Raw genomic sequence first — 20,209 nt, 5'->3', positions numbered from 1 at the left:
TGCGGCCCGATTTCTCGCGCCGTTCGCTTCGCCCGCCTGATCGCCCGCTCGAGTCATGCCGGTGCGAGTACTACCTCGTGTAAGATGTGGGTCACCACGAATCGGGGGCTGGACGAGAACGACGCCGTTTCTCGCCACCTGGCCCTCGTCGCACTCGTCGTTTCCGCCGTCGCGGTCGTTAGTGCGGGGCTGACCGCCCCCGCCGAGTACGACCTCGCGGCGGCGCTTCCGTTCGCCGGACTGCCAGTCGTCGCGCTCCTCGGTCTCGCCGTCAGCGAGGGCGCCGGGGATCCGATCGTCCGACTCCGGGAGAAGATCGAGGCCGTTGCGGCTGGCGTAGACGACGTGTCGTTCTCGAGCGACCGCGAGGACGAGATCGGGCGCCTCTACGAGGCGGTCGACGGGATGGTCGAGACACTGCACGAACGCGAAGGGCGGCTCGAGCGACACCGGGCGTACGCCGACGAGATGGTCGACGCCATCGACGACGTCTTCTTCGTAATCGACGCGGACGGCTCGCTCGAGCGCTGGAACGAGAGTCTAGTCGAGGCGATGGGGTACAGTGACGACGAACTCGCCTCGATGAACGCCCTCGATTTCTACGACGAGGCGGGCCGGGAGACGATCCGCGCGGCGATGACCGAAGCGCTCGAGACGGGTCGGACGCGAGTCGAAGCCGAGGCGCTGACCAGCGACGGTGAGCCCGTACCCTACGAGTTCCTCGCGTCCGCCGTCGAGGGTCCCGACGGCGATCCGGTACTGGCGGGGATCGGTCGCGACGTGAGCGAGTGCGAGCGCCTCGAGGCCGAACTCCGGACCGAGAAGCGACACTTCCGCGTCGCGCTCGAGAACTCGCCGATGGTCGCGTTCAGGCTGGATACCGACCTTCGGTACACGTGGATCGCCAACCCGCACCCGGAGTTCCGGCCCGAAGAGGTGCTCGGCAAGTGCGATGACGAACTGCTCCCGCCGGCGGAGGCGGAGAAGCTCCTCGCGCCGAAACGAGCCGTCCTGGAGACCGGCGAGGGCCGCCGTCAAGAGGTGACCTACGAGCTGAACGGGGACGAGGTCACGTACGACCTGACGGTCGAACCGCTGTACGACGAGTCCGGAGCGATCGCGGGGCTGACCTGCTCTTCGCTGGACGTCACCGACCGCAAGAAGTACGAACGCGAACTCGAGCGCTACGAGACCGTCATTCAGGCGCTGGGCGATCCGGTGTACACGCTCGACGCGGAGGGAACCTTCCAGTTCGTGAACGACGCCGTCGAGCCGTTGATAGGGTACGAGCCGGCCGAATTCGTCGGCGAACACGTCTCGACGTACATCGGCGAACCGGAACTCGAGAAAGCCCAGAGCCTGATCCGGGAACTGCTCCGTGACGAGACGCCCTACCGGACGTTCGAGATGACGCTCGAGACCAGAGACGGCCGGGTGGTCGAGGCAGAGAACCACATGGCGCTGTTGCCGATGCCAGACGGCGAGTTCGCCGGAACGGCCGGCGTCGTCCGGGACATCTCCGAGCGCAAGGAGCGCGAACGCGAACTCGAGCGAACCCGCGATACGCTCGAGCAGACCCAGCGCATCGCCGAGGTCGGCGGCTGGGCGCTCGACCTCGAGGGCGGACCGCCGTACGAGGGGACGTGGACGGACAAGTTCGCCGAGATTCTGGGGCTGTCGGCGGAGGAGACGCTCACGCACGAGGGTGGACTGAAGTTCTTCCACCCCGACGACCGACGACGCGTTCGCACGGCGGTCGAGCGAGCGATCGAGACCGGCGAGGGGTACGACACGGAGGCCCGCCTCGTCACCGCCGCGGGTGACGAACGATGGGTTCGGAGCATCGGCGAGGTAGTCTCCGAAGACGGCGACCCCGTCCGGCTCCAGGGGTCGTTGCAGGACATCACCGAGCGCAAGGAGCGCGAACGCGAACTCGAACGCACCAGACAGCTCCTCCAGCACACCCAGCGCATCGCGTCGGTCGGCGGCTGGGAACTCGACGTCCGGACGGAGCCGCCGTCCACCGGGATGACGGACGAACTCTATCGCATCCACGGGCTGGAACCCGGCACCCCCCACGACCTGGAGACGGCGATCGAATTCTACCACCCCGAGGATCGACCGCGCATCCGGGCGGCCGTCGAGTCGGGCATCGAAGCCGGCGAGAGCTACGACCTCGAGTTGCGACTGCAAACCGTCCAGGGCGACGAACGATGGGTCAGAACCATCGGCGAACCCGTCTGGGAGGACGGCCGCGTCGTCACGCTCAGGGGAGCGCTCCAGGACGTTACCGACCAGAAAGAGCGCGAACTCGCGCTCCAGTCCCTGCACGAGACGGCTCGCGGGCTCCTCCACGCCGAGACGGAACCCGCGGCCGCCGAACTGGTCGTCGAGACCGCAGCCGAGGTGCTCGACGTCTCCGGCGTCGGCGTCTACCTCCTCGACCCGAAGACGACGAACCTCGAGCCGGCCGCGACGAGTCCCGGCTTCGTCGAACGCTGTCGCGGCGCCCCCTCGATCGGGCCCGGCGACGACGACTCGCTGCTCTGGAGCACCTTCGTCCGCGGAGCGCAGACGGTCTTCGACGATGCCGGCGTCGTCGATCACTCGCCGCTGTTCGGCCCCGACGTCGAAGGCGGCCTGCTGGTCCCGATCGGCGACCACGGCGTCTTCGCGTTCGTCGCCCCGCCGTCGTCGATCGACGACGAGACGCGACGGCTGGTCGAGACGCTCGTCGCGACGACCGAAGCGGCCTTCGACCGGCTCGGGGGCGAGACGAGTCTGCGCGAGCGCGACGCGGAACTCGAGACGCGGAACCGCCGACTCCGACGCCAGATCCAGATCAACGAGATCATCCGATCGGTCGGCGCGTCGCTCGTCGGCGCGACCAGCCGGGACGAAATCGAGCGAACCGTCTGTGAGCGGCTGGTCGCGAACGACGATATTGCCTTCGCGTGGATCGGCGGACTCGACGTCGGCGAGACCGAACTCGTTCCCCGGCGGTGGGCCGGCACCAACCAGGAGTACCTGGATACGGTCTCGCTCTCGGTGACCGCCGAGACGCCGGAGCCGTCCGTGACGACCGCCCTGGACGAGGTGCCGACCGTCGTCTCCAACGCCGTCGACGACTTTCAGACCGAGTCGTGGCGCAAGACCGCGCTGGCCGCCGATTTTGCCTCCTGTCTCGCCGTCCCGATCACGTTCGACGAGTACTGCTACGGCGTCCTGACAGTGTACGCCGCCGAGCCGGACAGCTTCGGCCGGCTCGAGCGAGCGGTGTTCGAGGAACTCGGCGTGAACATCGCGAACTCGATCAACGCCGTGCAGACGCGCGAGGCCCTGCACGCCGATACCCTGCTCGAGCTCACCCTCCGGTTCGACGAGCCCGACGCGCTCCTCACTCGGATCGCCAGGGAAGCGGCCTGTACCGTCGTCTACGATGGTATCGCGACGCAGTCGGCCGACGAAACGCGACTGTTCGTGACGACGACCGGCGCGCCGGCGGCCGACGTGCGGGCGGCCCTCGACGACCTCGTCACCGTCAGGAACCACAGCCTGGTGAGCGAGGGCGACGACGGCTGTCTGTTCGAACTGACGGTCACGGGAGACGTGATCGCGTCGCGGCTCGTCCGTCACGGCGCTACCCCTCGTTCGATCCGGACCACCGAGTCGACGCTCGAGGCTGTCGTCGACGTCCGGACGACGACCGACGTTCGCGAGTTCGTCGCGATGCTCGGCGAGCAGTATCCGAGCGTCGAACTCGCCGGTCGACGCGACGTCGAGCGGGCGACACAGACCAGGCGGGAACTGATCTCGTCGCTGTTCGGCGCGCTGACGGATCGCCAGCTCGAGGTGCTCAGGACCGCCTTCTTCGCCGGCTTCTTCGAGTGGCCGCGGGAAACGACGGGCGAAGAGGTCGCCGCGATGCTCGAGGTCTCCCAGCCGACGGTTAACCGTCACCTCCGACTCGGTCAGCAACGGCTGCTGGCGCAACTGTTCGGCGGGGAAGGGTACACGGTCGGCGGGAGCGGCGGTGAACTGCGCTCGACGTGACTCGACCGGGACTTCCCTCGTCGCTCTCGCCCCCGTTCGTTTCAATCAGCTCTCATACCAAAGAGGAACGCCCAAGGGCACGCTGCCCGTACGCTGGCGTATGTCGACAGTAGATCAGGCGGACGGGTACACGCGGTCGGTACTCGTCGCCGTTCTCCTCTCGGTCGCTGGCATTATCGCGTCTCAGTTCACGACCGTTCCGGCGTTTCTGCTCGACCCGACGCTCCTCGAGTCTCCGGCGGAGGCTTCCAACACGGCGACGTTCATCTTTCTCACCCTGAACTTCGCCGGCTTCTTCCTCGTCGGTGGGGCCTACCTCTGGTGGACCGAACGGGGCTGGGACTGGCTCGACATTCGGATGCCGACCCGGCGCGGCTGGCTCTACGTGCTCGTGGGTATCTTCGGGAGCATCGCGTTCGTGATGGTCGTCAACGTCGTCGCGACGCTGTTCGAACTGCCGTCGTCGGAGAACCAGGTCATGGAACTGGTCGGCGACGATCCGAACATGGTGTTGCTCATGATCGTCGTCGTCTTCCTGTTCAACGCGCCCGCCGAGGAGTTCCTGTTCCGAAACGTGATCCAGAAACGGCTGTACGCGGCGTTCAGCCGGATGAGTGCGGTCATTATCACGAGCATCATCTTCGCACTCGTTCACATCCCGGCGTACGCGCTGGCGGCTGACGGCGGTCTCGCACCGCTCGGGGCTATCGGCGTCTCGCTCGCCGTCGTCTTCGGCGGTTCGATCATCTTCGGCACGCTCTACGCGAAGACCGACAACCTCCTCGTCCCCACGGCGGCCCACGCCGCGTTCAACGCCTTCCAGTTCGCGATTCTCTACCTCGTGCTCCGCTACGCACCCGAGGAACTCGAGAACATGATGGCCGTGAGCCTCGAGGCCGGACTGGCGCTCCTTCCGCTCTAACCTGACGCTGCGCTGAGCTGTTCGGATTCCCGCAGTACCGCACCTAATCCGGGCCGTGCTTCGCCCCGTTTATTATCACCCACCGGTGAACTACGGGTATGTCTCAGGCGAAGGGCGACCGCCGCGAGCGCGAACTCGTCAACGAACTCGACGAGGCCGGCTTCGCGGTGATGCGTGCGCCCGCGAGCGGTTCCGCGACCGAGCGGGAACTCCCCGACGTGCTCGCCGGTGACGGCGAGATCTTCTACGCGATCGAGGCCAAGTCGAGTTCGGGTGATCCGATCTATCTCTCCGGCGAGGAGGTCGAAGCACTGACCTACTTCGCCCAGAACTTCGGCGCGAAACCCCGGATCGGCGTTCGGTTCGACCGCGAGGACTGGTACTTCTTCCACCCCGCGGACCTCCACGTCACCGACGGCGGAAACTACCGAGTAAAAAAGGAGACCGCTATCGCCGACGGCACCGACTTCGCCGAGTTCGTCGGCGAGAGCGAGAAGGTCACCCTCGAGGAGGTCGGCGAGGCCGACTCCGGCCCCGACGAGGAGATCGTCCGCGTGCTGAACGCGGTCAAGCAGGGCGTGATGGAGGTCGAAGAGGCCGCCGAACTGCTCGAGTAACGTTCTGGTTCTGCCGCTGGCTCCGTTCGAAACGCCCGGATAGCCCCGATAACGATCGATTACTCCTCGAGAGGGAGACGAACGTTCTTGCTCGCCCAGTCCGACGCAGAGACGATGACGTCTGCTATCGGGCCGCCCGGTCCGCGAGGCGTGCCGGTCGCTGGCTCGCTGCCGCGATACGCGGAAGACCCGTTCGGATTCCTGACGGAGTTGCGCGAGTCTTACGGCGACATCGCGGCGTTCGACCTCGGCCCGAACCGGACCTACCTGCTCACGACGCCCGAGGCCGTCGAACGCGTGCTCGTGACCGAGGAATCGCAGTTCTCGAAACCCGAGTTCCAGTCCGACGCGCTCGGCGAACTCCTCGGAGAGGGGCTCTTACTGAGCGAAGGCGAACTCTGGAAACAGCGCCAGGCCATCGCCAGTCCCGCGTTCGCCCCCGACCGCATCGCGAAGCTGGCGCCGACGATGGCCGATCGCGCCGTCGCGATGGTCGAGCGCTGGGACGATGGCGACGAGCGCGATATCGAGTGGGAGATGACCCGCACGACCCTCGAGATCATCGTCGAGGCCATGTTCGGGATCGACCTCGAGCCCGGCCGCGCCCGCCAGATCCGGCTGCTCCTCGAGCCCGTGGGTGCGCAGTTCGAACCCGACCCCCGCCGGGCGATGATCCCCGACTGGGTGCCCACGCCCGAGCGACGGGAGTTCGACCGGTCGATCGCGGAACTCGAGCGCATCGTGGATCTGTTCGTCGCCCGCCGGCGGAGTCTGGGAGTCGAGCCGGAGGACAGGGACCTGCTCGCGTTGCTCCTGCGAGCCCAGGAGCGCGGCGCGATCGACGAGACGGGAATCCGCGACGAACTCCTGACGATGCTGCTCGCGGGCCACGACACGACGGCGCTGGTGCTCACCTACACGTGGGCGCTCCTTTCGGCGCGGCCCGACGTCGAGGCCCGCGTCCACGAGGAGGTCGACGCCCTCTTCGCCGACCTCGAGGACCCGAGGTCGCTCACTGCGGCCGACGTTCGCGGGCTCACGACGCTCCGGAACGTCCTCCGGGAGACGATGCGGCTCTACCCGCCGGTGTACGTCCTCTTCCGGCAGGCCGACGAACCGGTCACGTTCTCGGGGTACCAGCTCCCGGAGGGATCGCTCGTCGCGCTCTCGCAGTGGGTGAGCCACCGCGATCCGCGCTACTTCGAGCATCCGACGCGGTTCGACCCGGATCGCTGGCTCGAACCCGACCACCCGACCTACGCCTACTTCCCGTTCGGCGCCGGGCCGCGAAGCTGTATCGGCAAGGGGTTCACGATGCTCGAGGCGCCGATCATCGCGGCGGTCGTCGCCCGCGAGTTCGAGTTGCGCCGGGTCGACGAGGGGCCGCTCGAGCTGCGGGGATCGCTGACGGCCCACCCCGAGGGCGGGATGCCGATGGAACTCGTTCGCCGGCCGTAACGCTCGCGTGCCGGTTTCGACGCGGGCAGTGGCCGGGCTTGCGAGACGAGCCCGTATCAGTAGTTGGTAGCCGGTTTTGTTATTCAGTAGGTCACGTGAAACTCACGTTACGTCCAGGCGGTGTAGATATCGACACATCCGCGAGCGAACGCAGTGAGCGAGCGGGCCGACGACCGACCCGTAGGGGGAGGGAGGAGTGCTTTTCATCGAAGCTAAGCGGAATCGAAGATCCCGCGAGGTCCGAGAGAGCTTCGCTCTCTCGGGATTTTGCCGAGGGCGCGACTCCGTCGCGCCCGCAGCGCAAAAGTTCGGTGCGCATCTGTCAGTACCGAATCGACCAATTCAGTTTCAGGCCTGATTCTGATACCGAAATCGCGCTACTATCGACTCGTATGGAGCACCTTCCGCCAGGGACGGCAGATGAACGGATCGCTACTGATAGACAACCGCTGCAACGGTGTCACTTCTTTAATCCGTGGACCGCCGTACGCGGAGTGCATGTCCGGTTTCGAACTCAGCCGTCGTCGGCTGCTGGCGGCTGTTCCGATGGCGGGGGCCGCGACGATAGCTGGCTGTAGTTCTGTCCCAGGGACCGAGTCGGAGAACGCCGTCGTACAGGGGTGGTATCCGGGATGGAAACGCGACGAATACCCGCCCGACGCGGTCCCGTTCTCCAGGCTCGACGAGTTGTACTACGCGAACCTCGAGCCGGATCCGGACGGAACCGTCGTTTTCCCCAGCGACGACGACGAACCCAATATGGCGGAGTTCCGCGATCTCAAACGGGAGGGTGAACCCGCTGAAGACGTCAGGATGGGGTTCGCGGTCGGTGGGTGGGAGAGCTCACAACACTTCTCCGACGCCGCACGGACGCAGGAAAATCGCGAACGATTCGCCGAAACCACGATCGCAATGATGCGAGAGTACGACTTCGACGGCTTCGAGATCGACTGGGAGTTCCCGACCGGCGGCGGTCTCGAGGAAAACGTCGAGCGCGAGGAGGACACGGAGAACGTTATCGAACTCGTCGAGGAGTGTCGCACCCAGCTCGACGACGCGATGGACGAAGACGATCGCGAATACCGCCTGTCGTACTCGGCACCATCACAACCCGAACACGTGACGCCGCTCGACGTCTCCGCCCTGGCCGACCTGGTCGACTGGATCAACGTGATGTCCTACGATATGGTCGACGAGTCGAGTTCGGAGACCGCCCACAACGCGCCGCTGTACGGGAGCCCGTCGACGAACGAGGCGGTAGAAACCTGGGCGGACGAAGGGATGTCGCGAGCCGACATGATGATCGGTCACGCGTTTTACGGGCGGGCGTTCGACGGCGTCGATCCGGGGCCGGATGATGACGGACTCGGGCAGCCGTTCGAGGAGTACGAGGCCACGTTACCGTACGACGAGATCAGCGCTCGCATCGACGATCCGAGTTGGGACCGATACTGGGACGAGGACGCTGCCGCCCCGTATCTCTACGATCCCGACGACCGAAACTGGGTTAGCGCGACCGATCCCGAGTACGTCGAAACGAAGACGACGTACGCCCTCGACGAGGAGTGTCGCGGCGTCTTCTGCTGGGAACTGGCCTACGACGCGAACGAAGAACTCATCGATGCGATGGCCGAAACGGTCGACGACTAGCGCGGGTCGTTCGCGACCGATCCTAATCGTCGGCTGGGACGCTCTCCGAAAGCTGCTCGGGATCGACCGGTGCGTACCGGACGATCGGATCGAACGCCTCGAGCGCGAACCGATCTCCGCTCGTGATCCCGCGCGCCTCCGACTCCTCGAGTTCGTTCGCGACGAACCGCTTGGCGACGAGCGCCATCCGACCGTTCCCCTCCTCGAGTTCCGTCTGGGCCTCCTCGAGCAGCAACGCGGCGGTGAAGACGTCGAAGACGTAGTGGGCGAGTCGCTTGGCCGATAGCTGGGCGTACTCGCCGTCTTCGCCGGCGAGCGTCGCGAGCGCTCCCAGCAGGTCGTGGTACTCGCTTTCGACGGTGTCGACGGTCTCGGCGAGCGCGGGATGGTCGACCGTCGCGAGCCGGTCCTCGACGATTTTCCGCAGCGGTTCGTGGGCGTCCTCGCGCTCGAGCGCCCGGAGGACGTCCAGCGAGAGGACGTTCTCGGTTCCCTCCCAGATGGGTAGGACCTGCGCGTCCCGGAGCATTCGGTTGGTGACGAAGTCGTTCACGTAGCCGTTGCCGCCGTGGACCTCCATCCCGTAGGAGGCCGTGTCGACGGCCATGCGCGCGGTGCGAAGCTTCGCGATGGGTATCAGGAGTCGCATCAGCCGGTAGGCGTCGTCGGCGTCTTCGCCCGCGCTCGCAGTTTCACCGCTCGTCGTTTCCGCGGAGCCGTGCTCCGCGCGTTCGGCTCGTTCGCGCTCCGACAGCAGCCGCGCGGCCTCGAAAACGTACGCCACCGCGGCCTCGTGATCGACGGCCATGTCGACCAGATCCGCTCGCATCAGCGGATACTGATCGATCGTCTCGCCGAACGCCTCGCGATTCGCGGCGTAGATCTTGCTCTCGAGCAGCACCCTGCCCATGATCCCGCAGGAGGCCGCCGCGTTCGACAGACGCTCGAGGTTGAGCATCTCGGCCATCTGTCGGAACCCGTTCTCTTCCTCGCCGACGAGGATCGCTTTCGCGCCCGTGAACTCGACCTCGCCCGTCGGCACCGAGATGGTGCCGAGTTTGTCCTTCAATCGGCGGTAGAGCTGGTCGTTGACCTCGTCGGGGGAGAGCGGGCCGTCCTCGAGCAGGTCGCCTTTCGTGACGGGTCCTGCTCGCGGGATGTCCCTGCTCGCACTATCCGAGGCGTCCTCAGAAGTGCGTTGCACTTCTGATGGGCTGCGAGAATCGTCCTGCGATTCTCGAACGCAACGCGCCTCGCAGTCGGGATCGGCGTGAGGGACGAGAAACATCGAGAGGCCGTCCGTCCCGTCGGGAGCATCCTCGGTCCGGGCGAGCGCGAGCGTTCCCTCGGCGTCGATGTTCGAGCAGAACCACTTCTCGCCGTAGAGCCGCCAGCACTCCTCTTCGTCGTCGTACTCGGCGCGGGTCTCGTTGGCGCCGACGTCGCTGCCGCCCTGCTTCTCGGTGAGGAACATCGCGCCCTCGATCAGGTCCTCGTAGTCGCGACTCGTCAACGCCTCGTAGTAGGGCTCGAGCGCCTCGTCGCCGAACTTCTCCAGAACGAGCGCTGCGCCAGCGGTCATCGCCACGGGGCAGTCGAAGCCGGGATCGGCGTAACACAGCAGGTACTGCATCGCGAGGTTGTGCGAGAGCGGCATCGGTTTCTCTCGCTCGGACGGCGCTTCGAAGGCGTCGGCGACGATGCCGGCCTCGTAGGCGAGTCGCTCGTCTTCGAACTGTTCGGCGGGGTACCGGACGTAGTTCTGTACTTCGCCGTGCTTGTCGTAGGGCTCGAGTTCCGGCCCGTGGTCGTCGACGTAGTCGGCGTTGTCGGCGATCGTGTGACCGACGGTCTCGCCGAACGACTCGAGACGAGGTTCGGCCCACTCGAACTCCTCGGCGTTGTAGACGCGGCGGAGTTCGCGCTCGAGCGTTCGATCCAGGCGCCAGTAGTTGACGTGTCGGCCCTCGTCGTACTGGCCGTAGTCGATCCCGGTGTCCATACCGTGCTACTTGATCACGATTATCAATAAAACGCAAGCTATCCAACGTGTCGTGCGTTGTCGGCCGTTGTTACGCGGCGGTGGACCGTTTCCGTCGCGATCGTCGCGATATCACCTTCTCGAGTCGCGTTCGGGGAAAGACGTAGACCTTCAGGGACTCGGGGACGACGCCGCTGGGGGCGACCGTCGCGTGCGGGTAGATCGCACCGACTACGGGCACGTCGCCGTCGTAGTTGGCGTTCGTCTCGTACTCGGCGACGGTCCGACCCGTGGCCTCGAGTCGGACCGCATCGGCTCGAAGCTCCGAGACGTCGACGACGGTGAGCCGATCGCCGGTCTCGCGGTCGACGACGCGGTCGCCGGGCCAGATCGTGTGGTCGTCGCAGTAGTGCGGCTCAGGGGCGTCTTCCTCGACGAAGACCGCGTCGTCGCAGTCGTGACACACGACAGCGATCTTCCCCGGCGGCGGCGTTCGGCCGTCAGTGATCTCGATCGCGACGCGGCGGATGTGCTTGCAGCGGACGCCGCGGAAGACGTGGTCGGGGCAGGTACACCGGCCACCCTCGAGATCGACGAGGTAGGTGTGGTCGCTGGCCGATTCGATCTCGTAGAGGCCATCGCCAAGCGCGAGCACCGACATCGGTTCGGTGTGCGCGCGGCGCGAGCGCTCCTCGAGGTGATCGGCGGACGGTACTGGAAGTGGTGTCTTCGGTGACGCTTTTGTTTTCATGGGTTGCGTCGTAGGGCTGATTTTCCGGTTAAGAGGCCGGAATCGTACTCGACTGGCTATTCGACGCTGCTAGGTACTCGACCGAAATAACGGGACTGCCTGCGTACGCGCGCCCGTCCTTTATATACAAAATGCCGATAACCTCGCTCGCTGTCGTGTTCTCCGGGTCCCGAGAGCGGGAGTTCAGGCGAGTGGTGACTCGCTCGAGCGGCCCTTCGAAGCGCTTTTGCCTCGGCCGGCGAAACTGATGCGATAATGCTCGAGCGCGAGCGGCTCATCGAAATCGCCGTGGCCGTGACGTCCGTCCTCCTGATGCTCGGTACCATGATCGTCATCGGTTCCGAGTACAGGACCGCCGACGGGACGCTCTCACCGGAAGGTGGCGAGATGCTGGTCGGCGTGATTATCGGCTTCATCTTCCTCCTGACCGCCGTCGGGATCGGCCTGGCGTACCTGCTGAACGATCCCGAGGACGGTCTCGAGGGCGAGGACGAGATGGAGACGAAGAACGCAGCCTGACCGGTCGGTCTCTTCTCATTCGGGCGACCAACGGGTAGCTACGGTGCGTTCCAGTTCGAGTAGCTACCCGTTCGACGTGGACCCACCAGACGAGCAGGCGCTTCAGAAGGGAGAGGAGTAGGCGCTTCGGGAGAAACAGAAACAGGGAGACGAGTTCTCCGAGGGCGACTACCGATCGAGTCGGCTACAGTAACGCCGCTTAGTCCCCGGTCGCCGACTCGCTCGCGTTCTCGCGCCAGTCCTCGAGTTCGTCGTCGTCGCTGTCGTCGATTCGCTGCTCGTAGTAGGCCATCGGGTGCGGAATGCGCTCACAGAGGTCGTCCTTGTTGACGCAGTCCCCGTAGGACTGCATCGTCGCACAGGAGGGTGGCGAGTACTCCGTCGGCGACGTCTCGCCGCCGATGTGGTCGGTCTGGTAGCGCGTCATCTCCTCGCCGAACGAGGAGTTCACCCGGTAGAGATCGACGATATCGTCGGTCGACATCCCGATGCTCGTCAGGAAGGCGGTGATCGCGAACCGCGAGTGGTGGGGGAGGTGTTCGCCCTTCTGGATCTGGTCGAGCAGCGCCTTCATACACGGCGGGAACAGGTCCGGAACGACGGTGTCGATCTCGCGGGTCAACTCGAGGTCGGCGAGCACCTCCCGGATCTCGCTCGCTTCCTCCTCGAGACTCGTCTCGATGGCGTCGGGAACGTCGAACGGCAACCCGTCCTCGATCCGGTCCCGGATCGCCTCCCGAACGAGCAGGAGGAGGTCGTCTTCCTCGACGGGGACCTCGCCGTCGGCCAGCGCGCGGTTGACGAGTCGCCACTCGTCGTCCCAGAGGTCCTCGGCGAGCGGGAGGTATGTGCCGACGTCGATCCGGTAGCCGTCGTTCGTCTCCCGGACGACGTCCTGGAGGTCGAACTCCGCGAGCAGGTGTTCGAGATCCAGCCCGGTCGACTCGACGCTCTTGAGTTCGACGGTGTCCTCGAAGTCGGCAGTGAACCGCTCGTAGGCGCTCGCGGCCTCGGCGCGAGCGTACTTGCGCACGAGGACGCGTTCGTCGACCAGCGAGACGAGCACGCGAGCGACCGGATACGAGAGGAGTTCGACGCGCGGATCGCGGTGCGAGTCACCGATCTCGCCGTCCTCGAGCGCGGTAACGACCCGCTCGGTGGCGCGCTCGACGACCGCCTCGTCCTGTTCGACGATGGTGACCAGATCGACGGCCTCCGTCGCCACGGTCTCGCGAGCGGCCTCGAGAAACGGGTATCTGGCGTGCAGTCGCTCCATCGGTAACGTAGAATTACTGCGACGGGTTAAACGCCCTGATTGTCGCGGCTATTGGAAGCCGTGACTGTTCGCCAGTCACGTCAGTCACCGACTCGAACCAGTCGTCCGTAACACTGTTTTACCACCTCGTTCCAGTCGTCCGTTTCTCGTCGAGGCGACGGTTCGAGTCAGTAATCCCCTATTGCTCTGCCTCGAGGGTCGGCTTCAAGGGCGTCCGACACGTCAGCACGGGTATGCCACGGGTCACTCGAGACGGCGTGTCGATCTACTACGAACGAGATGAGGGGGACGGGACGCCGGTCGTCTTCCTGCAGGGACTCGGCTTCGGGCGATGGATGTGGCGCTGGCAGCGCGAGGCCGTCTCCGGCGAGTACGGCGTGATCGCCCCCGACAACCGGGGAACTGGTCGATCCGACGCCGGGCTGCCCCCGCTCGTCCCACGGCTGCCGCGCAAACTCCGCGCACCGCTCATCTTCAAACTGGCCGGCTACTCGATCGGCGGACTGGCCGCCGACCTCGAGGCCGTCCTCGACGAGGAAGGGATCTACGACGCCCACATCGTCGGCGCGAGCATGGGCGGGATGATCGCCCAGCGCTACGCGCTCGAGTACTCGCGCGCGAAGACGCTAACGCTCTGCTGTACGACCCACGGCGGCCCCGACGCCGTCCCAATCCCCGACGAAACGCAGGAACACATCTTCGACACGCCGAAGGGCGCGAGCGAGCGCGAGGTGCTCCGCCACCGGATGCGCCCCTCGTTCAACGAGCGGTTCACGAACCGGAATCCGCACCTGATGGACCGGATCATCGAGTGGCGACTCGAGCAGGACGCCGACGAACCGGCCCGCGAGGCCCAGGCGGCCGCCGCACTCGAGTTCGACGTCAGTGATCGCCTCGAGCGCATTCGGGTCCCGACGCTGGTCATGCACGGGACGAACGACGAGGTTGTCCCCGTCGCGAACGGCAAACTGCTCGACGAAAAGATCCCCGACGCGCGCCTCGAACTCGTCGACGGCGGCTCACACTGCTTCTTCATCGAGGACGCAGACCGCGTCAATCAGCGGCTGCGTTCGTTCCTGGACGCCCACGACTGATACTGTCGGACAGCACTCTTCACGCCTCGATCGCACTCGAGCGGTGAGTGTCGGCGGCGACGATCCGCGAGACGTGATCGAGTGTTCACTGACCGTTGTCCGACAGTACGACGCGGCGCGTCGGTCGGCCAGCTACTCGGCGTCGACGACGACTTCGGAGCTGGGCGACGGCTCGAGCACTCGGACTCTGCCGTCGGTCCACACGTCGATGTCGAACCCTGCGTACGAAAACCGGAGCTGATGCGCCTCGGTCTCGAGCTTTCGGCGGGCGTGATCGCACAGCGAATCGAGTGCGTCCGGCTCGATGGCGTCGTACAGCGGCTCGAGGTGAGCCGGATCCGAGCCGGTAACGGTTCCGATCGCGGTGATGACGACCTCGCTCGCACGCTCGCCGGCAGCCGGATCGAACGTCGTCTCGTATCGCGATTCTCGACAGTCGCTGGAGTTGCCGGTGGAGGGCATACTATCGCGTACAGCCGCTTCACTGGTAGGATCCCTCCTTACCATGTTCCTGCTTTAAATCACGCCGAGCGTGAGTATCTGTCACACATGAGTTGTTGGCGGAGCCACCGGTAGTCGACGGGGACAGCAGGAAGAACGAAGAGAGGAGGGTGTCGTCGCGATCAGTCGCTCTGGATGCGCGGCGCCAGCATGTAGGTAACCTGGCCCTGCCCTTCGGCGAATCCGTAGTAGATCTTGACCGGGAACTCCTCACCGAGGTCGAGCGTGACCTCGGCGTCGCCGGGAATCGCCTTGTCCATGTCCTTCAGGTAGTCCAGCGAGAACAGCGAGTGGGCCGGACCGGACTGCAGGTCGATCAGCTCCTCCTGGGTGAGTTCGAGGTGGACGTCGTCCGTGTCGCCCTCCGCGTTGACGTAGAAGAACTCCTCGCCCTCGTCGACGCCCAGCGCGATGTGATCGGAGACCATGTCCGCCGCCTTGACCGAGCGGTTGACGTCTTTCCCCTCGAGGACGACCCGTGCCGGCAGGTCGAGCTCCGGGATGTCCGGCTCCTGGCGGATGGAGTCGGGATCGATCAGCGCGAGGGTGTACTCGAGTCCGTCGATCTGGATGTGAAGCTTGCGAGTTTCCTCGTCGAGTTCGAACTGGATGAGCTGGCCGGAGTCGGCCATACCAGCGATATCCTCGAGTCGGGAGAGATCCACGCCGATCAGCCCGCCGTCGGCCTCGTAGGATTCGAACGCGGCCGCCTCCAGCGAGAGATCGACCATCCCGACGTTCGCGGGGTCGACGGCTCGAATTTCGAGGCCGTCTTCCTCGAGGTGGATCTTGCACTCGTCGACCAGAACGCTCACCGAATCGAGCGCGCTGGTGAGCGTTTCGGCGCTCACGATGGCCTTGAACATATAGGACGGGCTACGAACGGTCGCCATAAAAATGCACCCTTTACGCGCGGGCGGCCCCGCGAGCGGCGGCTCGGCACTGCCCCGCTGGTAGGGTTCACTCGTACTGTCGGCTGTAACTGATTGGAGGATTCGCCGGTCGGTTGCCGCGAATCCTCCGGCACTGACTACAGCCGACGGTCTCAGTACTCTTCGCGCAACAGGATCTCTTCCTCGGTGATCTCGCCGATCGCGTCGTTCCGCAGCGGATACTCGCTCTGCGCGTCGCGTCCCCAGCCGAGCCTGGACTTGAGTTCACCGCCGATCTCCTGATTGGGCTCGACGTAGGCCGTCCCGTCCTCGTCGTCGACGTCGGTGACGACGCCGATCTCGTTTCCGTTGCTATCGATCACGCGCTTTCCGCCGTCCTCCATCGTAATCTCTGCGCCCATGGTCCGACATCGACGTCTCGACGGGATAACTGCTGTCCCGGAGTTCGCAACCGTTCGGAACTCGGGTGCTCGAGCGAGCGCGTGCCCCTTTCGTACGGCCGGTTGGAAGCCAGTTCCGGGGCAACCGCACGACGGTTCGCGGTTGCCCGGGAACCAGTTACGACCGACCGTATCAGGACTCGATCTTCTCGACGATTTCGCGCGCCTGCTCCTCGGCTTTCTCCTCGCCGACGTGTTTCTCGATCAGCACGCTGGTCACCTCCCAGTCGTCCTCGCCTTCGACTTTCCCGGTTCGCACCTCGCTCCCCTCGGAGACCGACTCCGCGGGGTCTTCCGCCCAGTCGGGCGTGCGGATCTCGTCGTACCGGTCGGGATCCCGGAACCGGACGTGGATGTACTCGTCTTCCGTTTCGACGGTTTCGGCGTCTGGAACGTCGGCCATGTACGGCTTGTCCCCAGCCAGTGGCCTAACGATAGGCCCTGAATGTGCCTCGTTCCGACCCACGTTTCGCCGGTCTTTCGTGGCCGCCGCGGGGCTCCTGGAGCCGAAAATAAAACGTGGGCCACGCGACTGCCGAGCGGCGAACGCGTCGGCTGCGCTCGGGGATGCGTACGCAAGGAAACGATGTTTTTCGACGCTGCCGTAGCCCGCCACCATGAGCGACCAGGACACGGAGTGGGAGTTCGAGAGCGTGTTCGCCGACGCACTCGAGACCGTCCCGGACGATCAGTTCGACCGCGAGCGGTTCGTTCCCGGCGCCGGACCGCTCACCGCCGACGTGATGCTCGTCGGCGAGGCGCCGGGCGAACAGGAAGTCGCCCAGGGCGAACCGTTCGTCGGCCAGGCGGGGAAACAGCTGGATCGCGCGCTCGAGTCCATCGGGCACGACCGGCGGGACCTCTACATTACCAACCTCGTCAAGGTGCGGCCGCCGGAGAACCGCGACCCCTACGTCGCCGAGATCGAGGCCTGGTGGCCGGTGCTCGAGGCCGAACTCGAGCGTGTCGATCCGTCCGTTCTCGTCCCGATGGGGAGTTTCGCGGCGGGCGAACTCCTCGACACCGACGAGACGATCACGGACCTGCACGGCCAGCAGTTAACACGCGAGGGTCGAACCGTCGTGCCGGCGTTTCACCCGGCGGCGGCGCTGTACGACCGGAGCAAAGTCGACGCGATCGAGTCGGACCTGCGAACGGCGCTCGAGCTGGCGTAACGAGCCGACGCGCCCGTGCTGTGCAGGCAGGAACGGCTTGTCGCGGACCGTGCTACGCTCGGCGTATGAGCCCAACGTTCACGGACGACGATATCGGCAAGATCGTCGAGAGCGCGGCTGGCGAGAACCTCGGCGCCGTCGTCGACGTCGATCCGGAAACCGCCTACGTGGAACCGGAGCCGGGCATGACGGACTCGATCAAGGCCGTCCTCGACTGGGAGGGCGACGCCGAGGAGGCCATCCCGCTCGCGGACGACTCCGTCGATCGGGTGACCGACGAGGCGGTCCGGCTCGAGGGGGAGTTCCCGACGGAGAGTCTTACGTCGGGCACGACGGTCGACGACGCGGACGAGGAGGGGCGGCCCGACGATGCGGAACAGCGGGAGGTCGGCCACGCCCCCGGAGAGCCGGTGGCGTCGAACCCCACCGAGCCGGAGACGGACGTCGACGGGACGGGGAGCAGCGCCGGCACGGGCGGCCTCGACGAGTCGGAGCCGATGATGGAGGACGACGAGTTCTACGACGACGCGGAGGGCGGCCCGCGCGTGGACCCGTCCGAGGAGATGGAAGCGCCCGACGAGACAGAACCGCCGGAAGCCGGCGAGCCGACCGAGGCGACGGACGACGCCGAGGAGCTGGAGGCGATCGAAGACGAGGCGAGCCGCGAACTCGAGGTCGATCCGACGGAACTGACCAACCAGGAGCCGGAGTCCGAGATCACGGCCGACGAGGACGTCGGGCAACGCGAGGGATCGACTGATACCACGGGCGAGAACGAGCCCGACCGACGCGAAGAATCGGGACGGATCCGCGACGAGGACGACGCGTTCACCGACTCCACGGCGGAGGAAGCCGACGACGAGCGAGACGAGACGCAGTAACGACGGCGAACGGTATCTCCGCCGGTCGTCAGTTCCCGCGGCCTTTCCCTTCCTCGAAGGCTTCTTCGACGCCAACGAGTTCGAAGAACTGGTCGTAGTCTTCGTCCTCCGGGAAATTCTCCTGCACTTCTTCGAACTCGCTGCCCGGCACGACGTCCGCGAGGAGCGCGAAGATCGCTTGCACGTAGTAGACGGCTTCCGCTCGGCCGTCGTCGTCCTCGAGGCCCGCCCGTTCGGCGACGCGGTCGACGAACTCGTCGAAGCCGAACTGCTGGCCCGACTCCGCCTCGAGCAGGAACCGATCGATCTCCATCGGAAGCGGACCCGCGAGATTGGAGGCTTCGCCCTCCTGGACGCGCTCTCCGAGCGTCGTCAGAACGGCGCGAATCGCCCGAACCGCCTCGCCCATGCCGGGGAGCTCGAGTCGATGCTGTACCTCGCCGACGAATTCGTGGTAATCCATTGCGGCGAGGTACCACACCACGGGCGAAAAAACTGGAGCCTGCGGACTACTCGCGATGACCGTACCGACGAGAGAAACGAGCGGTTGGTCGTCTTCTCGTCCGCGATATCAGTCGATACTACTGCAAAGACGGTCCGTTCGCTCTCGGGCTCCTACGACGTTCGCTCTTTGGCTACTACGACAGGTTTCCCCCGATGCGTTCGCCGACCGTGATCAACCCTTGATGGTGAGAATGCCGTCGTTGACCGTTACCTCGTTCGCGTCGGACGGAACCGCGAACTCGAACTGGCCGCCATCTACGACGATAATCGCCGTCTCGTCGACGACGTCGAGTGTCGGCGTTCCGGCGCGCTGGCCGAAGTCCACTGCGATGATGTACTCTTCGTCGTACTCCCGTTCGGTGATCGTGACGTCGTCGTTCTCTCCCGCCGCCGCTTCGAGTTCGGGTGGCGTTTCCATGGTCGGCCGTTGGCGGCCACGTCCCTAAGAGGCATGCACGAAGTTGCTACCCCGATCACCGTGACTCCGATCCCGCTGTCGATTCGAACCGTCGTCGCCACGTTCAGATCGCTTTCAGCAGGTCTTTCCGCTTCTGGTCCGTAGCCTCGATACGAACACGACTGATCCATCACGGAGCCGTCCCGACGACGGAGCCCGGATCGGTCCCCTCGGCCAGTATCGAGCGCGGTACTGACTCGAGGTCACTTCCATACGAGGTACGAATCATGGCACGAAAAGACCACTACTACAACAAGGCGAAACAGGAAGGATATCGGAGTCGAGCGGCGTACAAGCTCAAACAGCTCGACGACCTCGAGAACGTCATCTCCGGCGGCGACACGGTCGTCGACCTGGGTGCCGCACCCGGCGGCTGGCTCGAGGTCGCCGCCGAGAAGGTCGGCCCGCGGGGACAGGTGATCGGCGTCGACCTCCAGCGGATCAAGGACCTCGAGGAGCCGTCGGTGAACGACCGCATCGAGACGCTCCGCGGAGACATGACCGAGGAGCGTACGCGCGAGCGCGTCACCGACGCTGCCGGCGGCACCGTGGACGTCGTCGTCTCGGACATGGCGCCGAACATGACCGGCGAGTACTCGCTCGACCAGGCCCGCTCGCTACACCTCGCCCGACAGGCGTTCGAGACGGCCCTCGAGCTACTCGACAGTGGCGGTAACTTCGTCGCCAAGGTGTTCGACGGCCCCGACGTCGACGAGTTTCGTGCGGAGGTCGAAGAGGAGTTCCAGTACGTCCGCGCGACGACGCCGAAGGCCTCGCGAAAGGAGTCCTCCGAACTCTTCCTCATCGCCAAGGGGCGGCTCACGGCGCCCGTCAGCGAGGGGGACGAACTCGAGGTCGAGATCGTCGACGTCGGCAACGAGGGAGACGGCATCGCCTCGGTCGACGGATTCCGACTGTTCGTCCCCTCGACCGAGGAGGGCGACGTCGTCGAGGTTCGCGTCGAGGACGTCAAGCCGAACTTCGGCTTCGCAGAACGGATCGACGACGAGTAGTCGGTCGGTTTCGGTGACTCCCCC

General features: G+C 65.6%; 19 protein-coding genes. 10 read left to right on the top strand and 9 right to left on the bottom strand.

What is annotated here, in order from left to right; translation table 11 throughout:
* Positions 1 to 84: 84 nt before the first annotated feature.
* The 5 genes from CV102_RS04415 (at position 85) to CV102_RS04395 (ending at position 8,700) form a co-directional block, all read left to right on the top strand.
* The gene (locus CV102_RS04415) at positions 85 to 4,053 is read left to right on the top strand and encodes a PAS domain S-box protein (RefSeq protein ID WP_148856689.1); all 3,969 of its coding nucleotides are present in this window, start codon (positions 85 to 87) and stop codon (positions 4,051 to 4,053) included.
* 100 nt (positions 4,054 to 4,153) lie between these two features.
* Positions 4,154 to 4,975 (top strand): CPBP family intramembrane glutamic endopeptidase, encoded by an 822-nt coding sequence (locus CV102_RS04410; RefSeq protein ID WP_148856688.1) that lies wholly within the window; start codon positions 4,154 to 4,156, stop codon positions 4,973 to 4,975.
* A gap of 98 nt (positions 4,976 to 5,073) precedes the next feature.
* Positions 5,074 to 5,592, top strand: coding sequence for a Holliday junction resolvase Hjc (hjc, locus tag CV102_RS04405; protein ID WP_148856687.1), 519 nt, complete (start codon positions 5,074 to 5,076; stop codon positions 5,590 to 5,592).
* Positions 5,593 to 5,706: 114 nt separating this feature from the next.
* Positions 5,707 to 7,050 carry a cytochrome P450 gene (locus CV102_RS04400; protein WP_148856686.1) on the top strand — a complete coding sequence of 448 codons (1,344 nt, stop codon included), beginning with the start codon at positions 5,707 to 5,709 and terminating at the stop codon, positions 7,048 to 7,050.
* A gap of 498 nt (positions 7,051 to 7,548) precedes the next feature.
* A complete protein-coding gene (locus CV102_RS04395) occupies positions 7,549 to 8,700 on the top strand; it encodes a glycoside hydrolase family 18 protein (RefSeq protein WP_187432855.1) in 1,152 nt (383 codons plus the stop codon).
* 22 nt (positions 8,701 to 8,722) lie between these two features.
* On the opposite strand, the gene CV102_RS04390 is transcribed toward CV102_RS04395, so the two are convergent.
* Together CV102_RS04390 and CV102_RS04385 are read right to left on the bottom strand one after the other, a co-directional pair.
* Complete coding sequence (locus CV102_RS04390) at positions 8,723 to 10,702, bottom strand: acyl-CoA dehydrogenase family protein (RefSeq protein WP_148856684.1); 1,980 nt, start codon at positions 10,700 to 10,702, stop codon at positions 8,723 to 8,725.
* Between the two features lie 70 nt (positions 10,703 to 10,772).
* On the bottom strand, positions 10,773 to 11,432 hold the full coding sequence (locus CV102_RS04385; protein ID WP_148856683.1) for an SWIM zinc finger family protein: 660 nt from the start codon (positions 11,430 to 11,432) through the stop codon (positions 10,773 to 10,775).
* 255 nt (positions 11,433 to 11,687) lie between these two features.
* On the opposite strand from CV102_RS04385, the gene CV102_RS04380 reads away from it, so the two are divergent.
* On the top strand, positions 11,688 to 11,951 hold the full coding sequence (locus CV102_RS04380; RefSeq protein ID WP_148856682.1) for a DUF7472 family protein: 264 nt from the start codon (positions 11,688 to 11,690) through the stop codon (positions 11,949 to 11,951).
* A 199-nt stretch (positions 11,952 to 12,150) separates the two neighbouring features.
* On the opposite strand, the gene priL is transcribed toward CV102_RS04380, so the two are convergent.
* Complete coding sequence (gene priL / locus CV102_RS04375) at positions 12,151 to 13,227, bottom strand: DNA primase regulatory subunit PriL (RefSeq protein WP_148856681.1); 1,077 nt, start codon at positions 13,225 to 13,227, stop codon at positions 12,151 to 12,153.
* Between the two features lie 233 nt (positions 13,228 to 13,460).
* On the opposite strand from priL, the gene CV102_RS04370 reads away from it, so the two are divergent.
* On the top strand, positions 13,461 to 14,321 hold the full coding sequence (locus tag CV102_RS04370) for an alpha/beta fold hydrolase (protein WP_148856680.1): 861 nt from the start codon (positions 13,461 to 13,463) through the stop codon (positions 14,319 to 14,321).
* A 132-nt stretch (positions 14,322 to 14,453) separates the two neighbouring features.
* Here the strand turns inward: CV102_RS04370 and CV102_RS04360 are convergent, their stop codons facing one another.
* The 4 genes from CV102_RS04360 to CV102_RS04345 all read right to left on the bottom strand — a co-directional run bounded on the left by CV102_RS04360 (position 14,454) and on the right by CV102_RS04345 (position 16,558).
* A complete protein-coding gene (locus CV102_RS04360) occupies positions 14,454 to 14,783 on the bottom strand; it encodes a HalOD1 output domain-containing protein (RefSeq protein WP_148856679.1) in 330 nt (109 codons plus the stop codon).
* Positions 14,784 to 14,944: 161 nt separating this feature from the next.
* Positions 14,945 to 15,688 carry a DNA polymerase sliding clamp gene (locus tag CV102_RS04355; protein WP_148856678.1) on the bottom strand — a complete coding sequence of 248 codons (744 nt, stop codon included), beginning with the start codon at positions 15,686 to 15,688 and terminating at the stop codon, positions 14,945 to 14,947.
* Between the two features lie 179 nt (positions 15,689 to 15,867).
* On the bottom strand, positions 15,868 to 16,116 hold the full coding sequence (locus CV102_RS04350) for a PRC-barrel domain containing protein (RefSeq protein WP_148856677.1): 249 nt from the start codon (positions 16,114 to 16,116) through the stop codon (positions 15,868 to 15,870).
* A 172-nt stretch (positions 16,117 to 16,288) separates the two neighbouring features.
* Positions 16,289 to 16,558, bottom strand: a complete 270-nt coding sequence (locus CV102_RS04345; protein ID WP_148856676.1) for a hypothetical protein — start codon at positions 16,556 to 16,558, stop codon at positions 16,289 to 16,291.
* Positions 16,559 to 16,772: 214 nt separating this feature from the next.
* Here CV102_RS04345 and CV102_RS04340 point away from each other — a divergent pair, with 214 nt between their 5' ends.
* Together CV102_RS04340 and CV102_RS04335 are read left to right on the top strand one after the other, a co-directional pair.
* Positions 16,773 to 17,330 carry a uracil-DNA glycosylase gene (locus CV102_RS04340; RefSeq protein WP_148856675.1) on the top strand — a complete coding sequence of 186 codons (558 nt, stop codon included), beginning with the start codon at positions 16,773 to 16,775 and terminating at the stop codon, positions 17,328 to 17,330.
* 65 nt (positions 17,331 to 17,395) lie between these two features.
* Positions 17,396 to 18,211 carry a hypothetical protein gene (locus tag CV102_RS04335; RefSeq protein ID WP_148856674.1) on the top strand — a complete coding sequence of 272 codons (816 nt, stop codon included), beginning with the start codon at positions 17,396 to 17,398 and terminating at the stop codon, positions 18,209 to 18,211.
* Between the two features lie 28 nt (positions 18,212 to 18,239).
* Here the strand turns inward: CV102_RS04335 and CV102_RS04330 are convergent, their stop codons facing one another.
* The gene (locus CV102_RS04330; RefSeq protein ID WP_148856673.1) at positions 18,240 to 18,674 is read right to left on the bottom strand and encodes a DUF2267 domain-containing protein; all 435 of its coding nucleotides are present in this window, start codon (positions 18,672 to 18,674) and stop codon (positions 18,240 to 18,242) included.
* A 213-nt stretch (positions 18,675 to 18,887) separates the two neighbouring features.
* Positions 18,888 to 19,133 (bottom strand): DUF7127 family protein, encoded by a 246-nt coding sequence (locus tag CV102_RS04325; RefSeq protein ID WP_148856672.1) that lies wholly within the window; start codon positions 19,131 to 19,133, stop codon positions 18,888 to 18,890.
* A gap of 266 nt (positions 19,134 to 19,399) precedes the next feature.
* Between CV102_RS04325 and CV102_RS04320 the strand changes: the two genes are divergently transcribed.
* Positions 19,400 to 20,185, top strand: a complete 786-nt coding sequence (locus CV102_RS04320; protein WP_148856671.1) for a 23S rRNA (uridine(2552)-2'-O)-methyltransferase — start codon at positions 19,400 to 19,402, stop codon at positions 20,183 to 20,185.
* Positions 20,186 to 20,209: the final 24 nt, after the last annotated feature.

Source organism: Natronococcus pandeyae, assembly GCF_008122205.1.
Classification (GTDB): Archaea; Halobacteriota; Halobacteria; order Halobacteriales; family Natrialbaceae; genus Natronococcus; species Natronococcus pandeyae.
Note: the sequence above shows the minus strand (reverse complement) of the source record. Positions and strands in the feature narration are given on the sequence as shown.

Excerpts from the sequence above, each read along its gene's own strand:
- CV102_RS04325 (WP_148856672.1), bottom strand. The coding sequence starts at position 19,133 with ATGGAAACGCCACCCGAACTCGAAGCGGCGGCGGGAGAGAACGACGAC.
- CV102_RS04330 (WP_148856673.1), bottom strand. The coding sequence starts at position 18,674 with ATGGATTACCACGAATTCGTCGGCGAGGTACAGCATCGACTCGAGCTC.
- CV102_RS04390 (WP_148856684.1), bottom strand. The coding sequence starts at position 10,702 with ATGGACACCGGGATCGACTACGGCCAGTACGACGAGGGCCGACACGTC.
- CV102_RS04335 (WP_148856674.1), top strand. The coding sequence starts at position 17,396 with ATGAGCCCAACGTTCACGGACGACGATATCGGCAAGATCGTCGAGAGC.
- CV102_RS04355 (WP_148856678.1), bottom strand. The coding sequence starts at position 15,688 with ATGTTCAAGGCCATCGTGAGCGCCGAAACGCTCACCAGCGCGCTCGAT.
- CV102_RS04320 (WP_148856671.1), top strand. The coding sequence starts at position 19,400 with ATGGCACGAAAAGACCACTACTACAACAAGGCGAAACAGGAAGGATAT.
- priL (WP_148856681.1), bottom strand. The coding sequence starts at position 13,227 with ATGGAGCGACTGCACGCCAGATACCCGTTTCTCGAGGCCGCTCGCGAG.
- CV102_RS04410 (WP_148856688.1), top strand. The coding sequence starts at position 4,154 with ATGTCGACAGTAGATCAGGCGGACGGGTACACGCGGTCGGTACTCGTC.
- CV102_RS04395 (WP_187432855.1), top strand. The coding sequence starts at position 7,549 with ATGTCCGGTTTCGAACTCAGCCGTCGTCGGCTGCTGGCGGCTGTTCCG.
- CV102_RS04360 (WP_148856679.1), bottom strand. The coding sequence starts at position 14,783 with ATGCCCTCCACCGGCAACTCCAGCGACTGTCGAGAATCGCGATACGAG.
- CV102_RS04385 (WP_148856683.1), bottom strand. The coding sequence starts at position 11,432 with ATGAAAACAAAAGCGTCACCGAAGACACCACTTCCAGTACCGTCCGCC.
- CV102_RS04345 (WP_148856676.1), bottom strand. The coding sequence starts at position 16,558 with ATGGCCGACGTTCCAGACGCCGAAACCGTCGAAACGGAAGACGAGTAC.
- hjc (WP_148856687.1), top strand. The coding sequence starts at position 5,074 with ATGTCTCAGGCGAAGGGCGACCGCCGCGAGCGCGAACTCGTCAACGAA.
- CV102_RS04400 (WP_148856686.1), top strand. The coding sequence starts at position 5,707 with ATGACGTCTGCTATCGGGCCGCCCGGTCCGCGAGGCGTGCCGGTCGCT.
- CV102_RS04350 (WP_148856677.1), bottom strand. The coding sequence starts at position 16,116 with ATGGGCGCAGAGATTACGATGGAGGACGGCGGAAAGCGCGTGATCGAT.
- CV102_RS04370 (WP_148856680.1), top strand. The coding sequence starts at position 13,461 with ATGCCACGGGTCACTCGAGACGGCGTGTCGATCTACTACGAACGAGAT.
- CV102_RS04380 (WP_148856682.1), top strand. The coding sequence starts at position 11,688 with ATGCTCGAGCGCGAGCGGCTCATCGAAATCGCCGTGGCCGTGACGTCC.
- CV102_RS04415 (WP_148856689.1), top strand. The coding sequence starts at position 85 with ATGTGGGTCACCACGAATCGGGGGCTGGACGAGAACGACGCCGTTTCT.
- CV102_RS04340 (WP_148856675.1), top strand. The coding sequence starts at position 16,773 with ATGAGCGACCAGGACACGGAGTGGGAGTTCGAGAGCGTGTTCGCCGAC.